Annotated in this window: 22 protein-coding genes and 5 pseudogenes; 17 read left to right on the top strand and 10 right to left on the bottom strand. The window is 69.5% G+C overall.

Features of this window, described 5'->3' with window-relative positions:
• The first annotated feature begins 208 nt into the window (after positions 1-208).
• The 3 genes and pseudogenes from OH809_RS40475 to OH809_RS40485 all read left to right on the top strand — a co-directional run.
• Entirely contained in the window at positions 209-676 is a 468-nt protein-coding gene (locus tag OH809_RS40475; protein ID WP_406416034.1) for an ATP-binding protein, read from the top strand.
• A gap of 221 nt (positions 677-897) precedes the next feature.
• Positions 898-2325: an NADP-dependent succinic semialdehyde dehydrogenase gene (locus OH809_RS40480; protein WP_406416032.1), complete on the top strand. Its 1428-nt coding sequence runs from the start codon at positions 898-900 to the stop codon at positions 2323-2325.
• Between the two features lie 124 nt (positions 2326-2449).
• Positions 2450-2657 (top strand): annotated as a pseudogene (locus OH809_RS40485) (hypothetical protein); the annotation flags it as partial.
• Positions 2658-2712: 55 nt separating this feature from the next.
• Here the strand turns inward: OH809_RS40485 and OH809_RS40490 are convergent.
• Both OH809_RS40490 and OH809_RS40495 read right to left on the bottom strand, forming a co-directional pair.
• Positions 2713-3036: a plasmid stabilization protein gene (locus OH809_RS40490; RefSeq protein WP_406416030.1), complete on the bottom strand. Its 324-nt coding sequence runs from the start codon at positions 3034-3036 to the stop codon at positions 2713-2715.
• Between the two features lie 402 nt (positions 3037-3438).
• Complete coding sequence (locus OH809_RS40495; protein ID WP_406416029.1) at positions 3439-4554, bottom strand: chemotaxis protein; 1116 nt, start codon at positions 4552-4554, stop codon at positions 3439-3441.
• Between the two features lie 120 nt (positions 4555-4674).
• Here OH809_RS40495 and OH809_RS40500 point away from each other — a divergent pair, with 120 nt between their 5' ends.
• From OH809_RS40500 to OH809_RS40525, 6 genes and pseudogenes are all read left to right on the top strand, one after another.
• Positions 4675-5169 carry a DUF1269 domain-containing protein gene (locus OH809_RS40500; protein WP_406416027.1) on the top strand — a complete coding sequence of 165 codons (495 nt, stop codon included), beginning with the start codon at positions 4675-4677 and terminating at the stop codon, positions 5167-5169.
• 99 nt (positions 5170-5268) lie between these two features.
• Entirely contained in the window at positions 5269-5835 is a 567-nt protein-coding gene (locus tag OH809_RS40505) for a hypothetical protein (protein WP_406416026.1), read from the top strand.
• Between the two features lie 13 nt (positions 5836-5848).
• Positions 5849-6682 (top strand): annotated as a pseudogene (gene glsA / locus OH809_RS40510) (glutaminase A); the annotation flags it as partial.
• A 103-nt stretch (positions 6683-6785) separates the two neighbouring features.
• Positions 6786-7160, top strand: a complete 375-nt coding sequence (locus tag OH809_RS40515) for a PadR family transcriptional regulator (protein WP_406416024.1) — start codon at positions 6786-6788, stop codon at positions 7158-7160.
• Positions 7157-7753 carry an HAAS signaling domain-containing protein gene (locus tag OH809_RS40520; protein ID WP_406416022.1) on the top strand — a complete coding sequence of 199 codons (597 nt, stop codon included), beginning with the start codon at positions 7157-7159 and terminating at the stop codon, positions 7751-7753. Before OH809_RS40515 ends, OH809_RS40520 begins: the two co-directional genes overlap by 4 nt.
• 179 nt (positions 7754-7932) lie before the next feature.
• Entirely contained in the window at positions 7933-8343 is a 411-nt protein-coding gene (locus OH809_RS40525; protein WP_406416020.1) for a transposase family protein, read from the top strand.
• A 184-nt stretch (positions 8344-8527) separates the two neighbouring features.
• Here the strand turns inward: OH809_RS40525 and OH809_RS40530 are convergent, their stop codons facing one another.
• Positions 8528-9307 carry an SDR family NAD(P)-dependent oxidoreductase gene (locus OH809_RS40530; protein WP_406516174.1) on the bottom strand — a complete coding sequence of 260 codons (780 nt, stop codon included), beginning with the start codon at positions 9305-9307 and terminating at the stop codon, positions 8528-8530.
• A 79-nt stretch (positions 9308-9386) separates the two neighbouring features.
• On the opposite strand from OH809_RS40530, the pseudogene OH809_RS40535 reads away from it, so the two are divergent.
• Positions 9387-9494, top strand: a pseudogene (locus OH809_RS40535) (IS5/IS1182 family transposase); the annotation flags it as partial.
• A gap of 46 nt (positions 9495-9540) precedes the next feature.
• Here the strand turns inward: OH809_RS40535 and OH809_RS40540 are convergent.
• Both OH809_RS40540 and OH809_RS40545 read right to left on the bottom strand, forming a co-directional pair.
• Positions 9541-9840 carry a hypothetical protein gene (locus OH809_RS40540; protein ID WP_406516175.1) on the bottom strand — a complete coding sequence of 100 codons (300 nt, stop codon included), beginning with the start codon at positions 9838-9840 and terminating at the stop codon, positions 9541-9543.
• A gap of 877 nt (positions 9841-10717) precedes the next feature.
• The gene (locus OH809_RS40545) at positions 10718-11518 is read right to left on the bottom strand and encodes an endonuclease I family protein (protein WP_406416015.1); all 801 of its coding nucleotides are present in this window, start codon (positions 11516-11518) and stop codon (positions 10718-10720) included.
• A gap of 218 nt (positions 11519-11736) precedes the next feature.
• On the opposite strand from OH809_RS40545, the gene OH809_RS40550 reads away from it, so the two are divergent.
• The 3 genes from OH809_RS40550 to OH809_RS40560 all read left to right on the top strand — a co-directional run bounded on the left by OH809_RS40550 (position 11737) and on the right by OH809_RS40560 (position 14483).
• Positions 11737-11943, top strand: coding sequence for a hypothetical protein (locus OH809_RS40550; RefSeq protein WP_406416013.1), 207 nt, complete (start codon positions 11737-11739; stop codon positions 11941-11943).
• 64 nt (positions 11944-12007) lie between these two features.
• Positions 12008-13165, top strand: a complete 1158-nt coding sequence (locus OH809_RS40555) for a methyltransferase (RefSeq protein WP_406416012.1) — start codon at positions 12008-12010, stop codon at positions 13163-13165.
• 103 nt (positions 13166-13268) lie between these two features.
• Positions 13269-14483, top strand: a complete 1215-nt coding sequence (locus OH809_RS40560) for an acyl-CoA dehydrogenase family protein (RefSeq protein ID WP_406416010.1) — start codon at positions 13269-13271, stop codon at positions 14481-14483.
• Between the two features lie 137 nt (positions 14484-14620).
• Here the strand turns inward: OH809_RS40560 and OH809_RS40565 are convergent.
• The 4 genes and pseudogenes from OH809_RS40565 to OH809_RS40580 all read right to left on the bottom strand — a co-directional run.
• A pseudogene (locus OH809_RS40565) lies at positions 14621-15090 on the bottom strand (ISAs1 family transposase); the annotation flags it as partial.
• A 71-nt stretch (positions 15091-15161) separates the two neighbouring features.
• Positions 15162-16163 carry a hypothetical protein gene (locus tag OH809_RS40570; RefSeq protein ID WP_406416008.1) on the bottom strand — a complete coding sequence of 334 codons (1002 nt, stop codon included), beginning with the start codon at positions 16161-16163 and terminating at the stop codon, positions 15162-15164.
• Positions 16164-16176: 13 nt separating this feature from the next.
• Entirely contained in the window at positions 16177-16683 is a 507-nt protein-coding gene (locus tag OH809_RS40575) for a transposase (RefSeq protein ID WP_406516324.1), read from the bottom strand.
• A 54-nt stretch (positions 16684-16737) separates the two neighbouring features.
• Positions 16738-16905, bottom strand: a pseudogene (locus tag OH809_RS40580) (transposase); the annotation flags it as partial.
• Positions 16906-17532: 627 nt separating this feature from the next.
• Between OH809_RS40580 and OH809_RS40585 the strand changes: the two are divergent.
• Positions 17533-19452 carry a multicopper oxidase family protein gene (locus tag OH809_RS40585; RefSeq protein WP_406516176.1) on the top strand — a complete coding sequence of 640 codons (1920 nt, stop codon included), beginning with the start codon at positions 17533-17535 and terminating at the stop codon, positions 19450-19452.
• Positions 19453-19530: 78 nt separating this feature from the next.
• Here OH809_RS40585 and OH809_RS40590 read toward each other — a convergent pair whose 3' ends face one another.
• The gene (locus OH809_RS40590) at positions 19531-20172 is read right to left on the bottom strand and encodes a hydrogenase maturation protease (RefSeq protein WP_406416004.1); all 642 of its coding nucleotides are present in this window, start codon (positions 20170-20172) and stop codon (positions 19531-19533) included.
• A gap of 27 nt (positions 20173-20199) precedes the next feature.
• On the opposite strand from OH809_RS40590, the gene OH809_RS40595 reads away from it, so the two are divergent.
• The 3 genes from OH809_RS40595 to OH809_RS40605 are packed head-to-tail and all read left to right on the top strand — an operon-like array spanning position 20200 to position 22651.
• A complete protein-coding gene (locus OH809_RS40595) occupies positions 20200-21360 on the top strand; it encodes a 4Fe-4S dicluster domain-containing protein (RefSeq protein WP_406416003.1) in 1161 nt (386 codons plus the stop codon).
• Complete coding sequence (locus OH809_RS40600; protein WP_406416002.1) at positions 21357-21818, top strand: cyclic nucleotide-binding domain-containing protein; 462 nt, start codon at positions 21357-21359, stop codon at positions 21816-21818. The genes OH809_RS40595 and OH809_RS40600 overlap by 4 nt, the downstream gene beginning before the upstream one ends.
• Positions 21815-22651: an FAD/NAD(P)-binding protein gene (locus tag OH809_RS40605; protein WP_406416000.1), complete on the top strand. Its 837-nt coding sequence runs from the start codon at positions 21815-21817 to the stop codon at positions 22649-22651. The genes OH809_RS40600 and OH809_RS40605 overlap by 4 nt, the downstream gene beginning before the upstream one ends.

Genomic DNA, 22651 nt, shown 5'->3' on the forward strand with positions numbered 1-22651 from the left:
CTCAGCCCTCTTCCGGGGCTGAGCAGGGCTTTCGGGACGGTTTCCCCGTCCCGTAGCCGCGGCCATGTCGGCCGACGTGTTGCGCAACCGGTCCTGCCGGGTCACCCTAAGGAGTGACCTAACAGTGACATCTGCTCACTCTTCGTGTTCGGGGGGTCGTTGGTTCAGCGGGCGAAGCAGGTGGGCCTCGATGTGAGGAGCCTCGACGATGACCGTTCCACTCGACCGGCACTATCTGGTCGAACTCCAGGTATCGGCAGAGCGCGTTACCCAGGTGCGACGGATCGTCGCCGCGCATCTGCGCCACTGGAGCCTCGAACTCCACGTCCGGCCGGTGTGCCGGGGCGTGGAGGAGCTGCTGACCAACGTCCACCGGCACGTCGGTGACGAAAACCATTGCGTCGTCGAACTCCGATGGTCCGGACGGCACCTCACGGTCTCCGTCGCAGACAACAGCTCGGAGATGCCGCGGCTGCTCAGCACCGGCGGCGGTGGTCTCAGCCGTGTGATGGCCCTGAGCCACAGCTGGGGCACCTGCCGGACTCTCGACGGCAAGGTCGTCTGGTTCACCCGCTACGCCGAGGCTCCGCGCAGTACCGATCTGGTGCCGCGCACGCCGCTGCCCGGGGTGGGCGAGTTCCTGCTGCCGCCCGTCTCCGAGCCCGCCCTCGTCTGACGCGGCCGCCGCTGCCTGCCCCACGAAACGGGCAGCGCATATCCCCACCCGGACCGGTACGCGGGTCCGTACGCGAAGAACTCTGCCCTGCCCACCGGCGCGGATGACGTGCTCACAGCACGCATGGTCCGCGCCGGTCGGGTTACCCGCACCAGGGCCCGCGTTGCGCGACGGGGCGTGGCGCGGCACGGTCGAAGAACCGAGGCAAGGAGGCGGCAGTCATGCCCATCGCGACGGTCAACCCCGCGAACGGCGAGACCCTCAAGACGTTCGACGCACTGGGAGCCGCGGAGATCGAACGCAGGCTCGCGACCGCGGACACCACGTTCCGGGAGTACCGTACGACCGGGTTCGGCGAACGGGCCCGCCTGCTGAACCTGGCCGCCGACCTCCTCGACGCGGACCAGCAGGACATCGCCCGCACCATGACCACCGAAATGGGCAAGCCCGTCAAGGCAGCCCGTGCGGAGGCCGCGAAATGCGCCAAGGCCATGCGCTGGTACGCGGCCGCCGCCGAGGGCCTTCTCGCGGACGAGCACCCGTCGGCGGGCGACGTGGGCGACGCCGGAGCCTCCCGGGCCTATGTCCACTACCGTCCGCTGGGCCCCGTCCTCGCCGTGATGCCGTGGAACTTCCCGCTCTGGCAGGTGGTACGGTTCGCGGCCCCCGCGCTCATGGCGGGCAACGTCGGCCTGCTCAAGCACGCGTCGAACGTCCCGCAGACCGCGCTGTACCTGGAGGACCTGTTCCGCCGGGCGGGTTTCCCGGCAGGCTGCTTCCAGACGCTGCTGGTCGGGTCCGGGGCGGTCGAGTCCATCCTGCGTGACCCCCGGGTCGTCGCCGCCACCCTCACCGGGAGCGAGCCGGCCGGCCGCGCGGTCGCGGCGATCGCGGGCGACGAGGTGAAGCACACCGTGCTGGAACTGGGCGGCAGCGACCCGTTTCTCGTCCTTCCCTCGGCCGACGTGCGGCAGGCCGCCCGTACAGCGGTGACCGCCCGCGTGCAGAACAACGGCCAGTCCTGCATCGCCGCCAAACGGTTCATCGTGCACACCGATGTGTACGACGAGTTCGCCGAGGAGTTCACCGCGGGAATGCGTGCTCTGAAGGTCGGCGACCCGCAGCAGGAGTCCACCGACATTGGCCCCCTCGCCAGCGAACAGGGCCGCACCGACATCGAGGAGCTGGTGGACGACGCCGTACGGCAGGGCGCGACCGTGCTCTGCGGTGGCAGTCGGCCCACCGGCCTGGGCGCGAGGCTGGACCGCGGCTGGTTCTACGCCCCCACCGTCCTCACCGCGATCACCCCGGCCATGCGGATCCACCGCGAGGAGACCTTCGGCCCCGTCGCCACGCTGTACCGGGCCGCCGACCTGGACGAGGCCGTGGCCCTGGCCAACGACAGCCCCTTTGGCCTCAGCTCCAACGTATGGACACGTGACGCCGACGAAAGCCGTCAGTGCGTGCGTGATCTGCAGGCGGGCGGTGTCTTCTTCAACGGTATGACGGCCTCCCATCCCGCACTGCCCTTCGGCGGAGTGAAGCGCTCCGGCTACGGGCGGGAGCTCGCCGGGCACGGGATTCGCGAGTTCTGCAATGCCACGACGGTCTGGTACGGCCCCGAGGCGGACGGAAGCCGGTCCGCATAGCTGTCCCGTGACGCCGGCCCGTACTGCCTGCGACCCTGTCGAGGAGACGCACATGAGCGAGGCCCGCGCACCGGACGCCTCTGCTCCGGCAGGGGCGTCCGGCCTGTCCGACGTCGAGGTATCGGCCACGCCGTTCGACATGGTCGTCCGCAACGACCTCGACCGCTACCGGCCGGCCATGGACGTCATCGACCGGGTGCCCGGACTGACTCGGTGTCCGCGCCGTGGCCGTGCGCCAGGCGATGGCGGATGTCCGCACCCGCCACCACGCGTGGATCCGTGAACACAGCACAGACCTGCCCCACGTGGCCGACTGGACCTGGGACGGCTGACAACGCCCTGTCCGGACGGACCCCGAGGCGGATGCCGAACGGCAGGGGCGAGCGCTCAGCGGCCGACAGCCCTGGCCAGTTGGGACTTCGTCATGTTCGAGCGTCCCTTGACGTTCTTCTTCCTGGCCTCTTCGTAGAGCTGGTCGCGGGTGGGGCCTTCGAGTCCGCCGGGAGAGCCCGGACCGCCGCGCCGCGCGGACGAGAGGTCATGGACGAACAGATCGCTCGCGGTCCTCGACTCGCCGGAGCGGACACGCTCCTTGTGCACCGTGCGCGCCGCGATCTCCTCGGCCCGCTCCTCACTCACTCCGCGCTCCTGTGCACTCTCCTTGATGTGTTCGTACTGCCGCACACGTTTGGCACTGGATCCGGGTGGCATGGCGCGGTCACTTCCTCTCCCAGGGGGCTGTGTCTTCTGCGGGACGGGGGTCCGGGGCGCCCTCTCCAGTGTCCCAGCGGCTCCCGGGGCACGCATCGGATCGCTCCAGTACGGGGCCTTGCGGCCGCCCGGGCAGATGCGCGGCCGCGCGTGTCCTCGTCCGCCCGGCCGTGCGGCGCCGCGATCGCAGCCCAGCCGCCCACCGGGGCCTGGTCTCCGCCGTCGGGGGGTCGACGGGGCGTCGTCGCTGGGCGCGCCGCGGGTGGCCCCCGGCCTTCTCCGCCCTCGAAGCGGCGAGGGCGCTGCGGCCCGCCGACCTGAGCCTGTCCGCCGTCCTGCGTACCGCCGCGCCCGCTCCGGCCCTGTTCACATGGGGTGCTCCTCCTGCGCAGCGACTCCTGCTCAGTAGCGCAGAGCTGCCGCGATCCGCCCGTGCTCCGCCAGCGAGTCGTCGGCGAGGAACACCACATCGGCGCCGCTGTCCAGCGCCGCCTCGACGAGCTCGTCGACGATGTCCTCGCGGATCGTCCCGTCGGCTGTGCCCACGGTGTCCCCGGGCACCGGCTCCAGGTGCTCGTCCGTGACCCGTACGGTCTGCTGGAACTGCTCCTCCACCGCGACGAGAGCGGCCCGTCCCTCCCGTACAGCTGCCCACACCTCGTCGAGACCACCTGCGTACGCACGGCGGCCGCGGGCGTCGTCGAGCCTGGCCGCGACCTCCGCGGCGGCCTCCGCCCGGCGTTGGCCGAGAGCAGGTGCGAGTTCCTTGAGGAAGCCGCTCGGCGACAGATCGGCCGGTACCCCCTTCGTGACCCGGCGGACCGCCGGCTTGGTGGTCCCGCCGACCTCGTCCAGCAGGGCGAGGGCCGGGGCGAGACCGACCAGGTACATCGGTCGCGGATCGGCGGCCAGGACGGCACGCAACTTCTCGTCGACGGAGCGCAGGAAGATGCGCGTCTCCTCGTCGGAGAACGTGCTCGGTGTGTCCCCGATCTGCTCCTCGCGCTGCGGGTTCGGCTCCTCCTGCGGAACCGTCAGCGGGAACCCCCCGGTCTGCTCCTGGTGCACGGAGTCGGGCGTTCCGCTCCACAGTGTCGCGTGGTCGGATGCGACGGTCAGTGCCCAGTACGGTTCGGCCAGGGCCTTCGCGGCCACCAGGTTCCGGGTCAGATAGGTGTCGCTCAGGACCACCCGTTCGGGCGCCGTACGGGGAAGCAGCCAGATCTGATGCTCGTCCGCCGTGGCCAGGACGACCAGACCGTCGAGCCTGCGGCGTCGATCCACCTCGTCGACCGCGCGGGCCAGCTGCGTCTTGATGGCCGCCCTGGCCTCCCGGGACACCGCGGGATCGGCGTCGAGCCGCCGTTCGGCTTCGGAGAGCAGGTTGCGCAGCCGTACCCCGTCCTGGGCGTTGTCCGGAGCCCGTCGGTGCGTCGGCATGGTCAGGGACACAGCCGGATAGGGCTTGGGCGCTCGCAGCTCCTGCAGCAGGCCGGCGGTCAGGGCGTCCGTATCCATAGTTCCCTCCGGGGGATTGCGCCCACTCCCGTGCAGAGCGGGCGATTTCGACGAGTCAATTCATACCTTTTCATCCTAATGTGAGCGAATTGCTTGACCTTGCCTCAGGAGGGATGTGCGATGTCCACGCTCACCGTGTGGAAGTTCCAGTCGGCCGAGGGCGCGGAGGACGTGGAGACCACGCTCAAGTCCCTGCAGAAAGAGGGGCTGATCAAGATCCTGGACGCCGCGGTGGTCGGCTGGCCGGCCGACAAGGCCAAGCCGAAGACCAAGCAGCTGCTCAACCTGGTTGGCGCGGGCGCCCTGAGCGGCACGTTCTGGGGGATGCTCTTCGGGCTGATCTTCCTGATGCCGCTGCTGGGTGCGGCCATCGGCGCGGCGGCCGGGGCGCTGGGTGGCAAGCTGGCCGACGTCGGCATCGACGACGACTTCATCGCCGAGGTCAAGAAGCAGGTGACGCCCGGCACTTCGGCGCTGTTCCTGCTGACCACGGACGAGGTTCCGGACCGGATCAGCGACGCGCTCCCCGGTGGCGGCGTCGAGCTCCTCCACAGCAACCTGGACACCCTCAGCGAGGCGCGGCTCCGCGAGGTCTTCGGCGACGACGCCGAGTGACCCGAGTGGAGGAGCCCGGCGGATCCGGGTTCGTCCAGTGCGTCCCCTCGTCCTGCCGTTTGCCGTCGACCCACTTTCCCGAGCAGACCCGGAGTGTCCGTGAACCAGTCCCGCCCCCTGCGGCGCACCCTCGGCGGCCGCACCGCCCGCCGCCTGCCCCCCGCCCTGCTGGCCGCGCTGATCGTCGCCGGAACCGCCGCCTGCGGCGGCTCCGGCACCACCGCGCCGGGCACGGCCAGGAGCACCCGTACGGTGTCCCCGGGCCCGGCCGAGTCGCCGTCCGCGAGCGCCTCGCCGCGCACCCAGGAGTCATTCGCGGCCTCGGTCTCCGCCGAGGTCGAACGCAACAGGCAGCGGGCGACCAAGCAGCTCGCAGGAGTCCAGGGGCAGGGGAACGCCGTGAAGGACGTCTCGGTGACCGGGCTGCCGGTCGCGAAGTCCGAGCAGTTCCGAAGCGCCCTGGTCCGCGTCACCAACCCCACCGGCAAGCCGGCGTTCTACGCGGTCCGGGTGGAGTTCGTCGATGCGTCGGGCAAGGTCCTCGACTCCGTGGTGCTCGGCTTCGCGGACGCCCCGCCCGGCAGGACGGTCAGCGAGCACGCGAACAGCCGTAAGGCAGCGGGCGTCAAGTCGTTCCCCCGGATCGCCCAGGCCGAGCGCAGCTGACGAGGGGGGCGAGGTGAGCGCCGCCGCCGATGCAGTGACGGACGTCCTGTGGGAACTGCGCAGCTGCTTCGCGGGGGAGCGGGTCGGGGAACTCGTCGACTACATACCCCAGTTGGCGCCGGCCGACCCGGACGCCTTCGGGCTGGCGCTCATCAGCATGGACGGCCACCGCTACAGCACCGGTGAGGCCGACGTCCCGTTCACCATGCAATCCGTTTCGAAGCCATTCGTCTATGCCCTCGCGCTGTCCGTCCTCGGACTCGACGAGGTGTGCCGCTGGGTCAACGCCGAGCCCAGCGGCGAGGCGTTCAACGCCATCAGTCTGGAACGGGCGACCGGACGGCCGGCCAACGCCATGGTCAACGCCGGTGCGATCGTCACCACCGCGCTGATCCCGGACACCGCCGACGCCCCGAGGTTCGACCGCATCCTGGACTGCCCGAGCCGGTTCGCCGGACGGCAGCTGGACGTCGACGAGGCGGTGTATGCCTCAGAGGTCGCCACCGGCGACCGCAACCGCGCCCTCGCCTATCTGATCCGCAGCACCGGTCTGCTGCCCGTCGACCCGGTGACGTCGGTGGAGACCTGCTTCCGGCAGTGCGCGGTGCGGGTCACGGCCCTGGACCTCGCCGCTATGGCCGCGACGCTCGCGCACGGCGGGGTGAACCCGCTCACCGATGAGGCGGTCGCCGAGGAAACGGTCGCCGCGCAGGTGCTCGCCGTAATGGCGACGTGCGGCATGTACGACGCCTCGGGCGACTGGCTGCTGCGGGTGGGGCTGCCCGCCAAGAGCGGGGTGTCGGGTGGTCTGATCGCCGCGGGACCGGCGCGGTTCGGCCTGGCGACTGCTCGGACGCTGCGTCCGCCACGGGTGCGCCTGGCCTGGGTCCTACGCTAAGGGGATCCGCGCCCCCTGTCATCCATTTGCCCCACCAGGTATCTTGCATCGCATGGAACCAGGTGATTCGACCAAGCAGGCCCGGGCAGCCGCCCAGCTGCGCAAGGGTGTCCTGGAGTACTGCGTACTCGCCCTCATGCGGGACCGCCCCCGCTACGGCGTGGAACTCCTCCACGCCCTGGAGGACTCCGGTGCCATGGCCACCAGTCAGGGCACGGTCTACCCGCTGCTCTCCCGGCTCCGCCGCGACGACCTGGTGTGGACCACCTGGCAGGAGTCCGTCTCCGGACCACCCCGTCGCTACTACGCGCTCACCGACAGCGGCCGGGCCGCACTCGACGAGTTCACCCGCGTCTGGCCCGGCTTCCGCAACGCCGTCGACACCTTCCTCACCACCCCGCACCCCTCCACCGGAGACCTCGTATGAAGACCTCTGCCGACCCCGTACGCGACTACCTCTCCGCCGTTGAGCGCGAGGCCTCCGCACTCCCCGCCGACCGCCGCCAGGAACTCCTCGCCGACCTCGCCGAACACATCGAGGTGACGCGCGCCGAGCGCCCCGACGCCGCGATCAGCGAGGTACTGGCGGAGCTGGGGGACCCCCGCACGATCGCGGCGACGGCGCTGGCCGAGGCGGGGAACGGGGCCGCCGGGGCCTCGGCCCGGGGCTTTGTCGGCGCACCCGCCCGGCGCGGCAAGGTGCACCCCCTGGTCCCGCTCCTGATGCTCACCCTCTCGCTGCCCTTCATGATGGTTTTCCCCGCCGCCCCCGGCCCGCTGTTCGGCGTCCTGTTCCGCGTCATCGGCGCGGTACTTCTCTGCACCTCAGTGCACTGGATCGCCGTCCAGAAGACCACCGGCGTACTGCTTGCCGCCGTCCTGCCGAGTGCCGTCATCGCCACCTGGAACCTGTCCAACGGCGGCCCGGCGGGCGACACCCCAGCCCTCTTGGCCAACTTGGCGACGCTCGCCCTGCTGGCCGGTACGGCAGCATGGCTCTGGCGGGTCCGCCGCGCCTGAGCGCGGCCACCGCCCTCATACCCGGCAATCACTCCACAGAGCGACCACACGGCCGAGCCCACTGTCAAGGAACAAGCTCAAGGACAACAGCTACGCCGCGGTCGCCTACAAGGTGGGCGTGGACAAGAACGGCAACGAAATCCTTGAGGCGTTTGCCATGCGGTCCAAGGGGAAGTGAGGTGCCGGGCCTGCTGGAGCGCCTCGCCGAGGTGCCGGACCCGCCTGATCCGCGCGGAGTACGCCATACCCTGGCCGCCGTGCTCGCGCTCACCGCGTGCGCCGTACTGGCCAGGGCGAGGTCGCTGCCGGCGGTCGGCGAGTGGCTCGCCGACGTTCCGCCGCACGTGCTTGCCATGGTCGGAGCACGTCCCGATCCGCGCACCCGGTCACGCGTGACCGGGTGCGCGCCCAGCGCGGTTGGGCGGGAGAGCGGGGACCGTGCCGACCTGAGGGCGGGGCGTGAAAAGCGGCAACCTTGGCAAGCCCCACTCTCGCAGGGCAGCCCGGTCGCCGTCCGGCAGATCCCATTGCTCGGCCGCCTCGATGGCGACGTGGGACCCGGCGGTGACCAGGTACGGCACGGGCTGTGACAACACGCGCGCAAGGGCGTCCTGCATCGACGCCCACCCATCTGCACCGTTGCTCTCCACCCGCGTCAGCATTCCGGCAATGACGCTCGCCTTCAAGATCGGTCACGCAACTGCGGCCAGAGCCCAAAAATCCCCGGCTCTGCGCGTGGTCCCCAGTTCGTCCGGTTTTCATGCGGTGTTGAGCTCAGTGAACGGAGAACCCGCCGTCGACGAAGATCGCCTGCCCGGTGACGTAGTCGGATGCGCGGCTGGCCAGGAACACCGATGCTCCGGCGAAGTCCTCGGCCAGGCCGTTGCGCCCGACCATCGTGCGCGCGGCCAGCGCCGCCACCTTCTCCGGGTCGGACGACAACCGTGCATTGAGCGGGGTCATGACGAAGCCGGGCACCAGCGTGTTGCAGGTGACGCCGTGTGGCGACCACGCCTCCGCCTGAGAGCGGGCCAGCGACTCCAGCGCCCCTTTGGAAACCCCGTAGGCGCCGCTCTGGACGAACGCCCGGTGCGCCTGCTGGGAGGTGATGTGGATGATCCGCCCGAAGCCCCGCTCGGCCATGCCGGGCCCGAACCGCCGGCCCAACAAGTAGGGCGCCTCCAGGTTCACCGCCATCGTGGCGTCCCACACCTCCTCGCCCAGCTCGCCCATCGGCGGCCGCAGGTTGATCCCGGCGCTGTTGACGAGAATGTCGGGCTCGCCGAACACCTCGGCTGCCTGCTCCGCCGCCGCGCGCACCCCGTCGCGGGTGCTCAGGTCGGCGCTCACCCAGGCCGCCCGGCAGCCGTCCGCCGCCAGGTCGTCGACCGTGGCGGCCAGTTCCGACTCCTTGCGCGCCACGATCACCACGCTCGCCCCCGCTCGCGCGAGAGCCTCGGCGATGGCTCGGCCGATGCCGGAACTGCCGCCCGTCACCACGGCGACCCGGCCGTCCAGTGAGAAGAGTTCGGAGAGGTAGTTATGCGAGATCATGCCCGCACCCTAGCGCCCCTCCCGGCAGGCTTTGCCCCGTCGCGTCGTCCAGCACGGCCGCTCGCCGCGTTGGCCATGAACTCTGCCCACCCGCTCCGAAGCCGTGATCCACCTCGCCATGACCGACCTCATGACCCGCCGTCTCACCGGCGAGACCACCGTGTCCTGGAGCGACTCGACACCATAGGACGAAACGCAATCCACGGGATGAAACACCGGGAGAGAGCGACCCCTTAGACGCCTGAGGGATCAGTGTGGTCGGGGTTTCGGCGGGGCGACAGCAGCTGGCTGGTGGCAATGAGGAGGAGACCAGTGAACAAGAGGGCGTTTCCGCCGAAGAAGCGGACGTCCCACGAGGCGCTCGGCAGGATCCGGAAGTAGAAGAGGCCGTTCATAAGTGGGGATGCGCCCGTTGCCAGGGCGCCGAGGCCGTGGAGCTGGGGTCTGGTGACGTGGCGGCGCGCCGTGGGCAGGATCCACCCGGTGCGGAGCGTCACGATCCCCAATGCGATCCACAGCAGACCCATGAGCATGCCCGCTCCTACCACCCATACCAAGTCCGCTCCGCCTTCCGGTCAGGTGAGGTTCGGAACGCGAATAGCGCCCGTTCAGTCGCCCAGGTTGCCGGACCTGGTGGGACCTGGCAATGCCGGACCCCGGCAATCTCGGACGCGTTTCCACTGCCGTTGCGATCGCTGGATGCCAGCGGGGCGCAGATGCCGGCCGTCTCGCCGACCCCGTTCTCGCCAGCCAAACGTGCAGCGCACAGTGGCGCGACGTCTCCGCCAACGCGCACCACGCCTGGTCGTACTCCTCGCCGTCCTCGGCGAGCCCTTCCATGGCGCAGGACTGCGGTGGGCGCTCAAGATCCGTCGGACAGTGCCTAAGGGTTGTCCCGTAATCCCTGGCGGGCGCACGACGTCAGCTACGGCACCTCGCCGCGTTGTCGGAACATCCGAATACATCCAGTACGCGGACGCCCCTCCGCCTTGCGATGCACCGCATCTGACGCCGCGCGCTGTCCCGCCAGGGATTACGGGACAACCCTTAGCCGGAACGCTGCAGCGCCGGACGAGCGGCACCACCGGCATGGTCACGGCCGGGAGCCGGCCGAGCACCACCGCCACGGCGGGCGAGGCCGCGTCCGAGGCCGGCAAGCGGGTGACGGCAGCGGGCTGTCGCGGGCCGCATGCGCGAATGCCCCCACCGCGTCGCGCAGGACCTCGGAGGCAGGGTGGCCGGGTCGCCGACACCGTGGAATGACCGGCGTGCCCGCCTGGCCGGTACGGACGAGGGGCCGGCCGGGGCCGTGCCCGTCACGCCTGCTGCACGCGCCGTCCGCTCGTACGCGGTCACGTCGTCGGGCGGTTCGCCCGACGACGTGACCGCGTGCTGGACGAATGGGCCCGTCTACCAGATGGATTCGATCCATTCCGGGTGGTCGATGAACGGGTTCCGGTTGTGCTGGTACTGGTCGAATATGACGTCGTTGCGCCGCTTCTCGAAGGTGTCCGGCGGGTCCTCCTGGCTCCACTGCTTCAGCACGGAGAGCCTGCCGATGTTCGGCGCGGAGCCGTTGTTCACCTTCTCGTTCGGTTCGAGGTCGGCGAAGGCGTCGTCGCCCTCGTACCGCACCGCCATGTAGAGGATCATGCGGGCGACATCACCCTTGACCGCATCGCGCGGCTCGAAGGAGTCGCCGTCGGTGTAGTTGCCCGGCGCCCCGCCCACCGCGCTGCCGCCGTTGTCGAAGTCCTTGTTGCCGCGGATGGAGTTGACGGTGACGTCCTCCGGGCGCAGGTGGTGGATGTCGGTGCCGGGTCCGGTGGTGGTGCCGAAGTCGCCGTGCGACTTGGCCCAGACGTGCTCACGGTTCCACTGGCCGACCGAGCCGCCGTTGTCGCTCTTCGGCTCGGAGCGACCGGAGTAGATCAGGATCACGTTCGAGGGGTTGGCGGGGTCCTGGTCCGTGTTCTTGAGCGCGTCCCAGACCTGGCTGTACGAGATCTTCGACTGGACGCTGATGATCGAGTGCAAGGCGCTCTTGAGCTGGGTTCCGGTCTTGCCGATTGCGCTCTGGTAGTACGTGTCGTCGAGCGTGGTGAGTGGCGTCGCGGCCGCCGGTGCGGCGGCGGCCGTGCCGGCGAGAACCGCGAAGGCGGCGAGGGTGGCGATTAATGGGCGCCGGTAGTGAAGGTGGCGACGGGACATGTGGGGTGTCCTCTCCGGGGCATGCGGCACCGCGACGCCGTCACAGGGTGGGGGGCGGCGTCGTGGCGGTCGTGTGGTACGTGGTCAGCGGGAGCCTTCCACACGCACCGTGACCAGGGTGTGGACGCAGGGTACTTATCATGTGCAGGTCAAGTGAACGCTTCGGATGCGCTTCTGGAGCCGCAGGGCGAGAATTGCCGCAAGGACGAGGAGGCGGCATGAGCGAAGACCCCGAATCCGTATCCGCATCCCTGGCCCGGGGGGTGACCCCGGACAGCCTCTTGCACACCGGCGGGAGCGACGATGCGTCGGCAGAGGACCTGGTGCTCGCCTCCGGGCGGGACCTGACCCCGCAGAATCTGGAGTGGGCACAGCGCCGACTGGCACGAGAGGGCCGGGCGGCCATCGAGAAGCAGTTGCCGTAACGGGCAGCCGGTGCGGCGGGGAGTGTGTGGGCGCTCCCCGCCGCTCGGCTAGCCTGAAGGCACAATGAACCGTTTGACGACGTCAAAGGGCGAGTACGAGCTCGCCCGCTACCCCGAGCACCCGCGCGACCCGTTCCGCGGCTGGGACGCTGCCGATGAATATCTGCTCCGGCAGCTGGAGGGGACCGACGGCGCGACCCCGGTCGAGCTGACCGGCACCGTGGTCGTGGTGGGCGACCGCTGGGGCGCGCTGAGCACGGTGCTGGCCGGGCACCGCCCCGTACAGATCACCGACTCGTACCTCGCCCAGCGCGCGACCCTGGCGAACCTCGTCCGCAACGGCCACGACGAGGACGCCGTACGTCTCCTGTCGGCCAGGGACACCCCGCCGGACCGGATCGATGTCCTTCTCGTGCGGGTTCCCAAGAGCCTCGCGCTTCTGGAGGATCAGCTGCACCGGCTCGCGCCCGCCGTGCACGCCGGAACCGTCGTCATCGGCACCGGCATGGTGAAGGAGATCCACACCTCCACCCTCAAACTGTTCGAGCGGATCATCGGCCCCACCCGCACCTCGCTCGCGGTGAAGAAGGCTCGGCTGATCTTCTGCACCCCGGACCCGGCGCTGGCCCGTACCCCCAGCCCCTGGCCGTACCGGTACGAGTTGCCCGGCGACGTCGGCGCGGTCTCCGGCCGGACCGTGGTCAACCACGCCGGGATCTTCTGCGCCGAGCGCCTCGACATCGGCACCCGCTTCTTCCTGAACCATCTTCCCGAGCGCACCGGCCACGACCGCGTCGTGGACCTGGGCTGCGGCAACGGGGTCGTCGGCACCTCCGCCGCGCTCGCCAACCCCGGAGCGGCGGTCACCTTCGTCGACGAGTCCTACCAGGCGGTCGCCTCCGCCGAGGCGACCTTCCGCGCCAATGCCGGCGCCGACGCCGAAGCCCGCTTCCTGGTCGGTGACGGGACGGCGGACCTGGCCCCGGGCAGCGTGGACCTGGTGCTCAACAACCCACCGTTCCACTCGCACCTGGCGACCACCGACGCCACCGCCCGGAACATGTTCCACGGGGCGCGGACCGTGCTGCGGCAGGGCGGCGAGCTGTGGGTCGTCGGCAACCGGCACCTCGGGTACCACACGCAGCTGCGCCGGATCTTCGGTAACTGCACCACCGTCGCAGGCGACCCGAAGTTCGTCGTGCTGCGCGCCGTCAAGCGCTGACACCCCGGGTGCGGCTCCACGGCCCTTCCGGATTCTTGCAACACGTTCTACTGTGTGCGCCGCCGCACACGGGCGACGCGACCGCGAGACTCCTGGAGGGGCCGTGCACCTCGAATACACGCCTGAGCAGCAGCAGTTGCGCGCCGAGCTGCGCACGTACTTCGCCGGACTCGTCCCCGACAACGCCTACGCCAGATACGACGACCCCACCGTACAGAAACGCTTCTACCGCGAGACGATCCGACGCCTCGGCACCGACGGCTGGCTCGGCGTCGGCTGGCCCACGGAGTACGGCGGACGCGGCCTGTCCCCGATGGAACAGTTCATCTTCTTCGACGAAGCGGCCCAGGCGGGCGTACCGCTGCCCCTAATGGCGCTCAACACCGTCGGCCCGACGATCATGCAGTTCGGCACCGACGAACAGAAGGCGTACTTCCTGCCGAAGATCCTGGCAGGCGAGATCGACTTCGCGATCGGCTACAGCGAACCCGACGCGGGCACCGACCTCGCGGCCCTGAAGACGCGCGCCGTACGCGACGAGGGGGGCACCTCCCGCTCGAGCGAAGCCGAGAGTGGGGGAACGTATGTGGTCAACGGTCAGAAGATCTGGACGACCAACGGCGACACCGCCGACTGGGTCTGGCTCGCCGTCCGCACCGATCCCGACGCCCCGCCGCACAAGGGCATCACCATGCTGCTCGTCCCCACGAGCGACCCCGGCTACTCCTGCACCCTGATCAACACCCTCGCCTCGCACGACACCACCGCCAGCTACTACGAGAACATCCGCGTCCCCGTCTCCCGCCGCGTCGGCGACGAGAACAAGGGGTGGCGGCTCATCACCAACCAGCTCAATCACGAGCGCGTCACCCTCGCCGCCCACGGCACCATGGCCATCCGCGCCCTCCACAACGTGCAGCGCTGGGCCGCCGGCACCGAGCTCGCCGACGGGCGCCGGGTCATCGACCTCGGCTGGGTCCGTGCCCTCCTCGCCCGGACCCACACCCGGCTCGACGCCATGAAGCTCCTCAACTGGCAGATGGTCTCCGCCGTCCAGCGCTCCACCCTCACCCCGCAGGACGCCTCCGCAGTCAAGGTCTACGGCTCCGAGGCGCGCCGCGACGCCTACGCCTGGCTGATGCAGATCCTCGGCTCGGCCGGACCGCTCAAGGAAGGCTCGGCGGGCGCCGTCCTGCACGGCGAACTCGAACGGGGATACCGGTCCGCCGTCATCTTCACCTTCGGCGGTGGCAACAACGAGATACAGCGGGAAATCATCTCGTGGATCGGCCTGGGGATGCCGCGCGTACGCCGCTGACCGGGTGTGACTCAGAATTCTAGTTGGCACAGAAGAGGGATAGTTGGCACCATGATCAATTGCCCCTCCGGTGTGATCCAGGCATGGTCAGTCAGGTCCAGGGCCCCGGCGTTCAGGTTGGATGTCCGGGTTCGTGATCACGTGAGTCCGTAGAGCGTGAGGATGCGGTGCCGGTCGGAGTGGGCGCCTCGGGCGGCGGGGGTGCGGTGGCGGCGGACCTGGCCGGCGTCCTCGCCGAAGGTGACATCGCGGCACCAGTGCACGGTGTTTCCACGGTCCAGTGGCCGCGGGCCCAGGAGGCGATCTCGGCCGCAGTGGCCTGCTCGGCGGGCAGGTCGGTGATCGCGTAGACGGTCTCGGTGCGCCGGCATTTCTGCCCGGCCGCACGCCGCTTGCGCTGGATGCGCAGGACTTGGCGGGCGTGGAGGAACAGCAGGTTGTTGACGGTGGCGACCTGGATGAGCCGGCGTTCGCTGCGGTCGTGGCCGGTGGTGTCGTCGCGGTGGACGACGGGGATGTCCTTCCAGGGCAGCGTGTGCAGCTGGCGGGCGAGCTTCTTCTGGATCCCCTTGATCGTGAACAGGTAGTGGGCGCCGCGCTGTTCGACAAGATGATCTATTCCAAGGGGTGAGTGCGCAGCCGGGGGTACCTACCTTTCTCAGCGAGGTGGCTGCGGGTTCAGTGGGAGCTGTAGAGCCTGGCCAGTTCGTGGAACGCGGCCTTCGGCTCCCAGCTGTCCCCGATCGCCCTGACCACGCCGAAGCTGGCCATGTCCAAGTCGTAGCGCGCGTCGGGTGAGTGGGGCTTTGGCGCGATGAACTCGAACACGTACGCCCCGTAGATCCTCTCGGCCGCGAAGAGCTCCAGTTGTTGTGACAGGTAATCCGCCTGTACCTGCTCATTGCGGATGAACGAGCCTGCCAGTCTGGGGGGATTGGCCGTCCAGTCGATGATGCCGTAACCGGCCGGGCCCATCTCGGCGGCGCCGTCAAAGGAGCAGCAGCCGAACTCGGTGATCACTATGGGCTTGCCGTGTTGATGGAATCGCCGGAGGTTGGTGGCGTAGTCGGCGTCGTTGTAGGCCATCCGGTAGTAATTCAGCCCCACCATGTCGAAGCCGTCCCAGTCCACCTCCTCCCACAGACCTGCTCCGTAGGTCAGGTGGCCGCCAAAGTGCGCCCGGGCCACATCACGAGCGCGTCCGAGTAGGTCGTTCAGCTCCTCGTTGAACTCCGGGAAACGCGGCCACCACTGCGGGTCGGCCAGCTTGGCGGACCGGTCCGCGTGAGTGCCGCCGGGGATGATTCCGGAGCCGAAGGCCGTCAGCTCGCAGCCAACATTGAGGGTGACCCGGCCGTACCACTCCCGCAGTTCTTCGGCGGCCGTGGCGGCTGCCGCGAGGTGTTGCAGCATTGCGTCCGGCTCGGCTTCTATGACTCGGGGCTGCAGACTGACGTGTAACCCCAGGTCCAGGGCGGCACCGGCGGTCTCGGTCAGCCGCCTGATGTCGGTGCCGAAGAGGTTGACCGAGGTGCAGTTCAGATCGTTTTGGATGACCGCCATGTGCTGACGGATCAGGCCGCTGGGCACGGGCTTGCGTGACAAGCCGCTTTCAGCGTAGTTGGTGCCGGTGTCGTAGTTGATGCCTTTCCAGACCAGACCTATCGTGTCATCTCGCATGCCCGGAGCTTAGCTAGGCTGAACGGAAAATCAACGTTCGCGTGGGCAAGCCCCATCCGGCCGGGCCTGCGGTGTTCTTCGCCCCGGACTGGATGGTCCGCGGGCACAGCTTCGCCCAGGAGACGAGGTGCTCGGGGGTGGGGAAACGGCTCATGTCCACGCCGATCTCAGCGAGGTTGATCTGCGCGGTCATCGGGCCGACACCCGGAATTGCGTCCAGGCGTTCGGCCAGCTCCTGCCCGGTCCTCGCCGTGCCGGCGACCAGGTCGGCTGGCGGCCTGGTGATCTCTTCCAAGGTCTGGCCGATCAGCCGGTCGAGATCGCGGATCTGCTCGGTGAGATGGTCGACGGTGCCCAGAAGAATCCGCAGCAGACGGCCGTGGTGGTCCCCGAACCGCCCGGTGAGAGCCTCGATCAACGTCGGCTTCTTGTTGACCAGGCTTCCTTTGGCGAGATCCGCGAGGAAGCGGGGGTTGCGCTCACCGGCGACCAGGGCGTCGAACATTGCCCGACCCGACATGCCGAAGAGGTCCGAGACGACGGTGGACAACTTGATCTGTGCGTCCTCCAGAGCCTTCTCCACCCGGTGCTTGTGCCGGGTCCGTTCCTGGACGAAGACCGTGCGGGTGCGGGTGAAGTCCCGCAACTGTCGGAATGGCTCCGGCGGCACGAACGAGGCCCGCACCATGCCGCGCTCGGCGAGCTTGGCCAGCCAGACCGCGTCCAGCTTGTCCGTCTTCGGCCGGCCGGGGACGTTCGGTCGACCACGACCTCGCTGGGCCGGTCCGCGGACGGCTCGCCGACCGGTACGGAGCCCGGCCGGTCGCGGTCACGGGCGCCGCGCTCACCGCCGTCGGCCTGCTGCTGCTCGTACCGCTCGGCGGCGGCTGGTCGCCACCCGACGTGGCCTGGCGGCTGACGCCGGCGGGCATCGGCACGGGTCTGAACGGCGGCCCGACCCAGGCCCCGGATTCTTCGTTCACGGCGTCGTGCAGGTGATGCCCATGGCTTCAGGTGCCCGGTGCATGTCATGTTGCTCCAACTCACGCCGCGCCAGCGAGTCACGGCCCCGCCCCGCAGTAGGGATCGCGCCCAATCGGCCGCTGGAGGATCCGGCCACTGTATGTCGCCGCATGCCCAGCACGTCCGGATCCGCCGGCGGCGACTTTGGCTGCCGCCGGCGGTGGTCGAGAGATTCCTCGTCCGGAGTAATCCGGCAACGCACTGATATGCCGTCTGCGGCAACCTGATGATGCCCGGTACTTGTTGGCGGTCTCGGGGCACCGCCGAGCAGAGCTGGAGCAGACAGCAGGGCTGGAGTCAGCCCGACGAGTGCTGGAGGGCGCAGGTGGTCACGAGGCGGCGTGTAGTGCAGGCAGCGGCCGGCGGAATGCTCGCGCTCCTTCCGGCCGGTTACGTGGCTCCGCGGCTCTGGGCGCCGGCCGGTGGGGGCCTTCTGGATCCGGGAAAGGTGGACAAGTACGTCACGCCGCTCGTCGTCCCGCCCGTCATGCCGCAGGCCGGGGGCGGCGCCGCTGATCGCATCGACCACTACGTGATCGGCGTGCGGCAGTTCCAGCAGCAGGTGCTGCCCTCCGGCCTGCCGGCGACGACCGTATGGGGGTACGGCTCAACTCTGCATCCGCGCAGCTTCCACTACCCCGCGTTCACCGTCGAGGCCCGCTTCGGAACGCCTGTGCGGGTGAGGTGGAAGAACCAGCTGCGTGATCGCACAGGCCGTTACCTGCCGCACCTGCTGCCGGTCGACCCCACACTGCACTGGGCGAACCCTCCGGGCGGAGCGTCGGCCCGGGACTCACGTCCCGGATTCCGCTCGACACCCGGACCGTACTCGGGCCCGGTGCCGATCGTGACACACCTGCATGGCGGGCGGAACTCGGAGGAGAGCGACGGCTACACCGAAGCCTGGTACCTCCCGGACGCGCTTGACCTTCCCGCGGGATACGCTGAAGTCGGCTCGTTCTACGAGGAGTTCAAGGACAAGTTCGAAGACCGGTTCGGCGATGCCTGGGGCCGGGGGGACGCCGTGTTCCAGTATGCCAATGCGGAGAGAGCCTCGGCTTTCTGGTTCCACGATCACGCACTGGGTGTCACGCGGCTGAATGTCTACGCCGGACTGGCGGGGTTCTACCTTCTGCGAGGCGGACCTGCGGACCTTCCCGATGGAGTGTTGCCCGGTCCCGCACCCCGGCCCGGTGATCCGCCCGGCCGGAAGTATTACGAGATCCCTCTCGCCATCCAGGACCGCTCGTTCCACGTCGACGGCAGCCTCTTCTACCCGGCCGGACGTGCTGCCTTCGACGGATTCAGGGGCCCCTACATCCCGGGCAGTGACATCTCTCCGATCTGGAATCCCGAGTTCTTCGGCAACACGATGGTGACCAACGGGAGAACCTGGCCGGTCCTTCAAGTCGAACCGCGCCGCTACCGGTTCCGGCTTCTGAACGGATGCAACTCGCGGTACCTGATCCTGAAGATCGTCACCCGCGGACTCGCCCACAGGCCCGCGACCCCCGCCCTTCCCTTCTGGCAGATCGGCAGCGAGGGGGGTTTCCTCTCCGCGCCGGTACGACGAGACCAGGTGCTCATCGCTCCCGCCGAGCGCGCCGACGTGATCGTCGACTTCGCGTCGCTCCCGGTCGGGACCGAGTTGTATCTCATCAACGAGGGCCCCGACAAAGCATTCCAGGGCGGGAAGGCGGGTACGGACTTCTCCCCGGCGGACCCGGCCACCACCGGGCAGGTCATGAAGCTCGTGGTCGAAGCGCTCACCACACCGGACACGACCGTGCAACCCTTCCAGCTTTCGCTTCCGTCGTTCGAGCCATTGGGGAAGGCGAGCCGCATCCGACGGCTTTCCCTCAGTGAGCAGAACTCCGCGTCGCTGCCGCACGTCGGCCCCCGGCAATTGCTGCTTGGCACGCTGGACCAAAACGGAGCCGCTGTGCCCATGCGCTGGGACGACCCCGTCACGGAGAATCCGGCCCTGGGGGCGACCGAGATCTGGGAGATTCACAATCTCACGAAGGATGCCCACCCGATCCATATCCACGAGGTCCAGTTCCAGGTCCTCGACCGGCAACAGGCCGGCCGTGCCGCCCGGCCTGCCGAGCCGTGGGAGAGCGGGTTCAAGGACACAGCAGTCGCCTACCCGGGTGCCGTGACGAGGCTGAAGGCGAAATTCGACCGGGCGGGCCGGTACGTCTGGCACTGTCACATGCTCGAACACGAAGACAACGAAATGATGCGGCCCTACACCGTCGGATGAACGCGGAACCTTTGCCGCCAGGCAGGCCGGGTCACCGCGCTGCCGCCCCAGGCGTCGGACACAGCGGGTTCCGGTCCATCAGGCGCCGGCAGAACCCCCCTGATGCTCGATTTCTTCCGCGATCCGTTCGGCGAGCGGTACCACGACCGCTGCGACGGGTGCCGACAGTCCATTGCCCAGGCTGCTGTCTGACCCTTCCACGGCGTAGACGACCAGCTGCCCGGGCAGGCGGTCCAGCTCGCGGGCGAGCTGAACGGCGTCGCCGAGCCCGAGCCCGTGGGAGCTTGTCGCACTGCCTGTCCGCGGCAGCTGTCCACCGTCCAGCTCCAGGCGATGCAGCCGACCGGGATGCCCGGGGTGTGCGTGTGCGGCGTCCACCACGATGGCGAGGCCGGTGCCCTCCCACAGTGTGATCAGCCGGGCGGGGTCGCCATCGCACACATGCAGGGCGGTCCCGCTCGGCAGTGGCCGTTCCTCGGCTCGTTCCGCCAGCCGGGCCACGACAGCCCAGCCCACACCGTCGTCGTGGCGAAAGTCGTTCCCGACACCGATGACGGCGATTCGCGCGGCGAGGTTCACATGCTTGCCTCTTCCCGTCGTACGGGCCCGCCACCCGTACCGGGCCCGTACGGGGTACGGGACACCGCCACCCGGACCCTGCTGGGCCCGGTCGGCCCAGGCCAGGCAGCAGGTCCCTGCACATACTGGCCGGGACAGCATCACCGGCGGTGTCGGAAGGTGGGCGCGATGGCGGACGACGACGGCACGGCTTCGGTGATCGACAAGGCCGGCCTGGACGTGCTCATCAGAGTGCTGGCCGGGCGTGGCCGTACGGTCGTGGGACCGACCGTACGCGACGGAGCGATCGTCCTGTCCGAGATCTCCGGTGGTGCGGAACTCCCCTACGGCTGGGGAGTCGAGTTGGAGGCAGGCGTCTACCGGCTGTGTGCCCGCGAGGACGACGCCGCGTTCGCCCACAGCGCGGGCCCTCAGTCCTGGAAGACGTTCCTGCACCCGCCGCGCGAACGGCAGTGGACCGCCGACCGCGGCACCGACGGCGAGCTGGTGGTGACCGAGGACCGGACGTCACCGCCGTCGTACGCGTTCCTCGGCGTGCGCCCCTGCGACCTGCGGGCCATCGCGATCCAGGACCGGGTGCTGACCGGCGGGACGTACAGTGACACGGCCTACCGCGGACGTCGCGAAAGGGCCTTCTTGGTAGCGGTGGAGTGCACCGAGCCGGGTGCCACCTGCTTCTGCGTGTCCATGGGCACCGGGCCGGCCGTGGGGCCCGGTTACGACCTGGCGCTGACCGAGTTGCTGGATGCCGATGGTCACCGCTTTCTGGTGCGCACCGGGAGTGAAGAGGGGCAGTCGGTTCTTGCCGAGCTGCCACGCCGTCCTGCCGACGCAGCGACTCGGACCGCGGCCAGTGAGCGTGTCGCCGACGCGGCCGATCGCATGGGGCGCAGCATGCCGCTGGTGGACCTGCAGCTGCTGATGCGCGAGACCCTCACGGCCGAGCGCTGGGACGATGTCGCGGCCCGCTGCCTGACATGCGGAAACTGCACCATGGTCTGCCCGACCTGCTTCTGCACCACCACCGAGGACGTCACTGACCTCACCGGTGACCACGCCGAGCGGTGGCGGCGCTGGGAGTCCTGTTTCGATCTGGATTTCTCCCACCTTCGGACGGGCCCGGTCCGCGACACCTCGCGCAGCCGGTACCGGCAGTGGGCCACCCACAAACTCGGCACCTGGTACGACCAATTCGGGAGCTCCGGGTGCGTCGGTTGCGGACGATGCATCGTGTGGTGCCCGGTCGGCATCGACATCACCGAGGAGGCCCACGCGCTCAACCTGGAACGGGAGGCCGCTGGGCACGAGCCGGGGGAGAACCCGGCATGACCGTCGTCCGCCACGGCTTTCTCGGCGCCCTGTCGCTCGGCCACCGCGAGCGGCTGGTCGCGACTGCCCGCGATGTCTCCTTCCCCTGTGGCACCCGCATCTTCGAGGAGGGAGGCGTCGCCGACCGGTTCTGGATCATCCGTTCCGGGCTCGTCGCGCTCGACATCCACGTCCCGGGCCGGTCCGCGGCAGTCGTGGAGACCCTCGGTGATGGTGATCTGCTCGGCTGGTCCTGGCTGTTCGAGCCGTATCGCTGGCACCTCGGCGCGCAGGCCCGCAGCACCGTTTCGGCGTCCGAGTTCGACGCGGAGGGGGTCCGCGCCGCGTGTGAGGAGGATCCCGTATTCGGCCTGGCGCTGACCAACTGCGTCGCGCAGGTGATCGCACGGCGGCTGAAGTCCACCCGCCTCCGCCTGCTCGACCTGTACGGGCCCCCTGACGTCGGCGAGGCGAGATGACGGCTCCCGCGACATCGACTGCTCGCCCGTCGGGGGTGCCCCTCCCGTACCGGGTGGTGGCGCGCGAGGCCGAGACCTCCGACACCGCCACGATCGTCCTGGAGCCGGTCCGTTCGGCTCTCCAGATCTTCGCTCCGGGGCAGTTCGCGATGGTGTACGCCTTCGGCGTCGGTGAGATCCCGCTGTCGGTGAGCGGGATCGACGGGCACCGGCTGACGCACACCGTCCGCACGGTCGGGGTGACCTCCGGCGCGCTGCACGCCCTGCGGCGCGGTGACATGGTCGGAGTGCGCGGACCGTTCGGCATCGGCTGGGAACTGCCCGCCGCGGCCGGGACGGACCTGATCGTCGTGGCCGGCGGCATCGGTCTGGCGCCGCTGCGCCCGCTCGTACGCGACGCGATTGCCGCACCCGAGCGGTACGGACGGCTGAACGTTCTCATCGGAGCGCGCACGCCCCACGAGCTGCTCTACAGGGAGGAGATGCGCGGTTGGCGGTCGACTGCCCGGGTCCTGACCACCGTGGACCGCCCGGACCAGCTGTGGAGGGGAGAGGTCGGCGTGGTGACGACCCTGCTCGACCGGGCTGCCTTCGCCCCCGGGGCGTCGTCGGCATTCATCTGCGGCCCCGAGCCGATGATCCGGGCCACCGCCGGCGAGTTGGTGCACCACGGCATCGATCCGGAGCTGATCCGGGTCTCGCTGGAACGCAATATGCAATGTGCCACCGCCCACTGCGGACATTGCCAGCTCGGTCCCCTCCTGCTCTGCCGCGACGGCCCCGTGGTCAGCTGGGCCAAGGCCCAATCCCTAGTCCTGGTCAGGGAGTTGTGA

The sequence above is a fragment of the Streptomyces sp. NBC_00873 genome (assembly GCF_045207415.1).
Classification (GTDB): domain Bacteria; phylum Actinomycetota; class Actinomycetes; order Streptomycetales; family Streptomycetaceae; genus Streptomyces.

What these genes read in the sequence shown, in the direction of transcription:
- OH809_RS40475 (WP_406416034.1), top strand. Translation starts at nt 209, where the DNA reads ATGACCGTTCCACTCGACCGGCACTATCTGGTCGAACTCCAGGTATCG.
- OH809_RS40480 (WP_406416032.1), top strand. Translation starts at nt 898, where the DNA reads ATGCCCATCGCGACGGTCAACCCCGCGAACGGCGAGACCCTCAAGACG.
- OH809_RS40490 (WP_406416030.1), bottom strand. Translation starts at nt 3,036, where the DNA reads ATGCCACCCGGATCCAGTGCCAAACGTGTGCGGCAGTACGAACACATC.
- OH809_RS40495 (WP_406416029.1), bottom strand. Translation starts at nt 4,554, where the DNA reads ATGGATACGGACGCCCTGACCGCCGGCCTGCTGCAGGAGCTGCGAGCG.
- OH809_RS40500 (WP_406416027.1), top strand. Translation starts at nt 4,675, where the DNA reads ATGTCCACGCTCACCGTGTGGAAGTTCCAGTCGGCCGAGGGCGCGGAG.
- OH809_RS40515 (WP_406416024.1), top strand. Translation starts at nt 6,786, where the DNA reads ATGGAACCAGGTGATTCGACCAAGCAGGCCCGGGCAGCCGCCCAGCTG.
- OH809_RS40520 (WP_406416022.1), top strand. Translation starts at nt 7,157, where the DNA reads ATGAAGACCTCTGCCGACCCCGTACGCGACTACCTCTCCGCCGTTGAG.
- OH809_RS40530 (WP_406516174.1), bottom strand. Translation starts at nt 9,307, where the DNA reads ATGATCTCGCATAACTACCTCTCCGAACTCTTCTCACTGGACGGCCGG.
- OH809_RS40540 (WP_406516175.1), bottom strand. Translation starts at nt 9,840, where the DNA reads ATGCTCATGGGTCTGCTGTGGATCGCATTGGGGATCGTGACGCTCCGC.
- OH809_RS40545 (WP_406416015.1), bottom strand. Translation starts at nt 11,518, where the DNA reads ATGTCCCGTCGCCACCTTCACTACCGGCGCCCATTAATCGCCACCCTC.
- OH809_RS40550 (WP_406416013.1), top strand. Translation starts at nt 11,737, where the DNA reads ATGAGCGAAGACCCCGAATCCGTATCCGCATCCCTGGCCCGGGGGGTG.
- OH809_RS40555 (WP_406416012.1), top strand. Translation starts at nt 12,008, where the DNA reads ATGAACCGTTTGACGACGTCAAAGGGCGAGTACGAGCTCGCCCGCTAC.
- OH809_RS40570 (WP_406416008.1), bottom strand. Translation starts at nt 16,163, where the DNA reads ATGCGAGATGACACGATAGGTCTGGTCTGGAAAGGCATCAACTACGAC.
- OH809_RS40575 (WP_406516324.1), bottom strand. Translation starts at nt 16,683, where the DNA reads ATGTCGGGTCGGGCAATGTTCGACGCCCTGGTCGCCGGTGAGCGCAAC.
- OH809_RS40590 (WP_406416004.1), bottom strand. Translation starts at nt 20,172, where the DNA reads ATGCTGTCCCGGCCAGTATGTGCAGGGACCTGCTGCCTGGCCTGGGCC.
- OH809_RS40595 (WP_406416003.1), top strand. Translation starts at nt 20,200, where the DNA reads ATGGCGGACGACGACGGCACGGCTTCGGTGATCGACAAGGCCGGCCTG.
- OH809_RS40600 (WP_406416002.1), top strand. Translation starts at nt 21,357, where the DNA reads ATGACCGTCGTCCGCCACGGCTTTCTCGGCGCCCTGTCGCTCGGCCAC.
- OH809_RS40605 (WP_406416000.1), top strand. Translation starts at nt 21,815, where the DNA reads ATGACGGCTCCCGCGACATCGACTGCTCGCCCGTCGGGGGTGCCCCTC.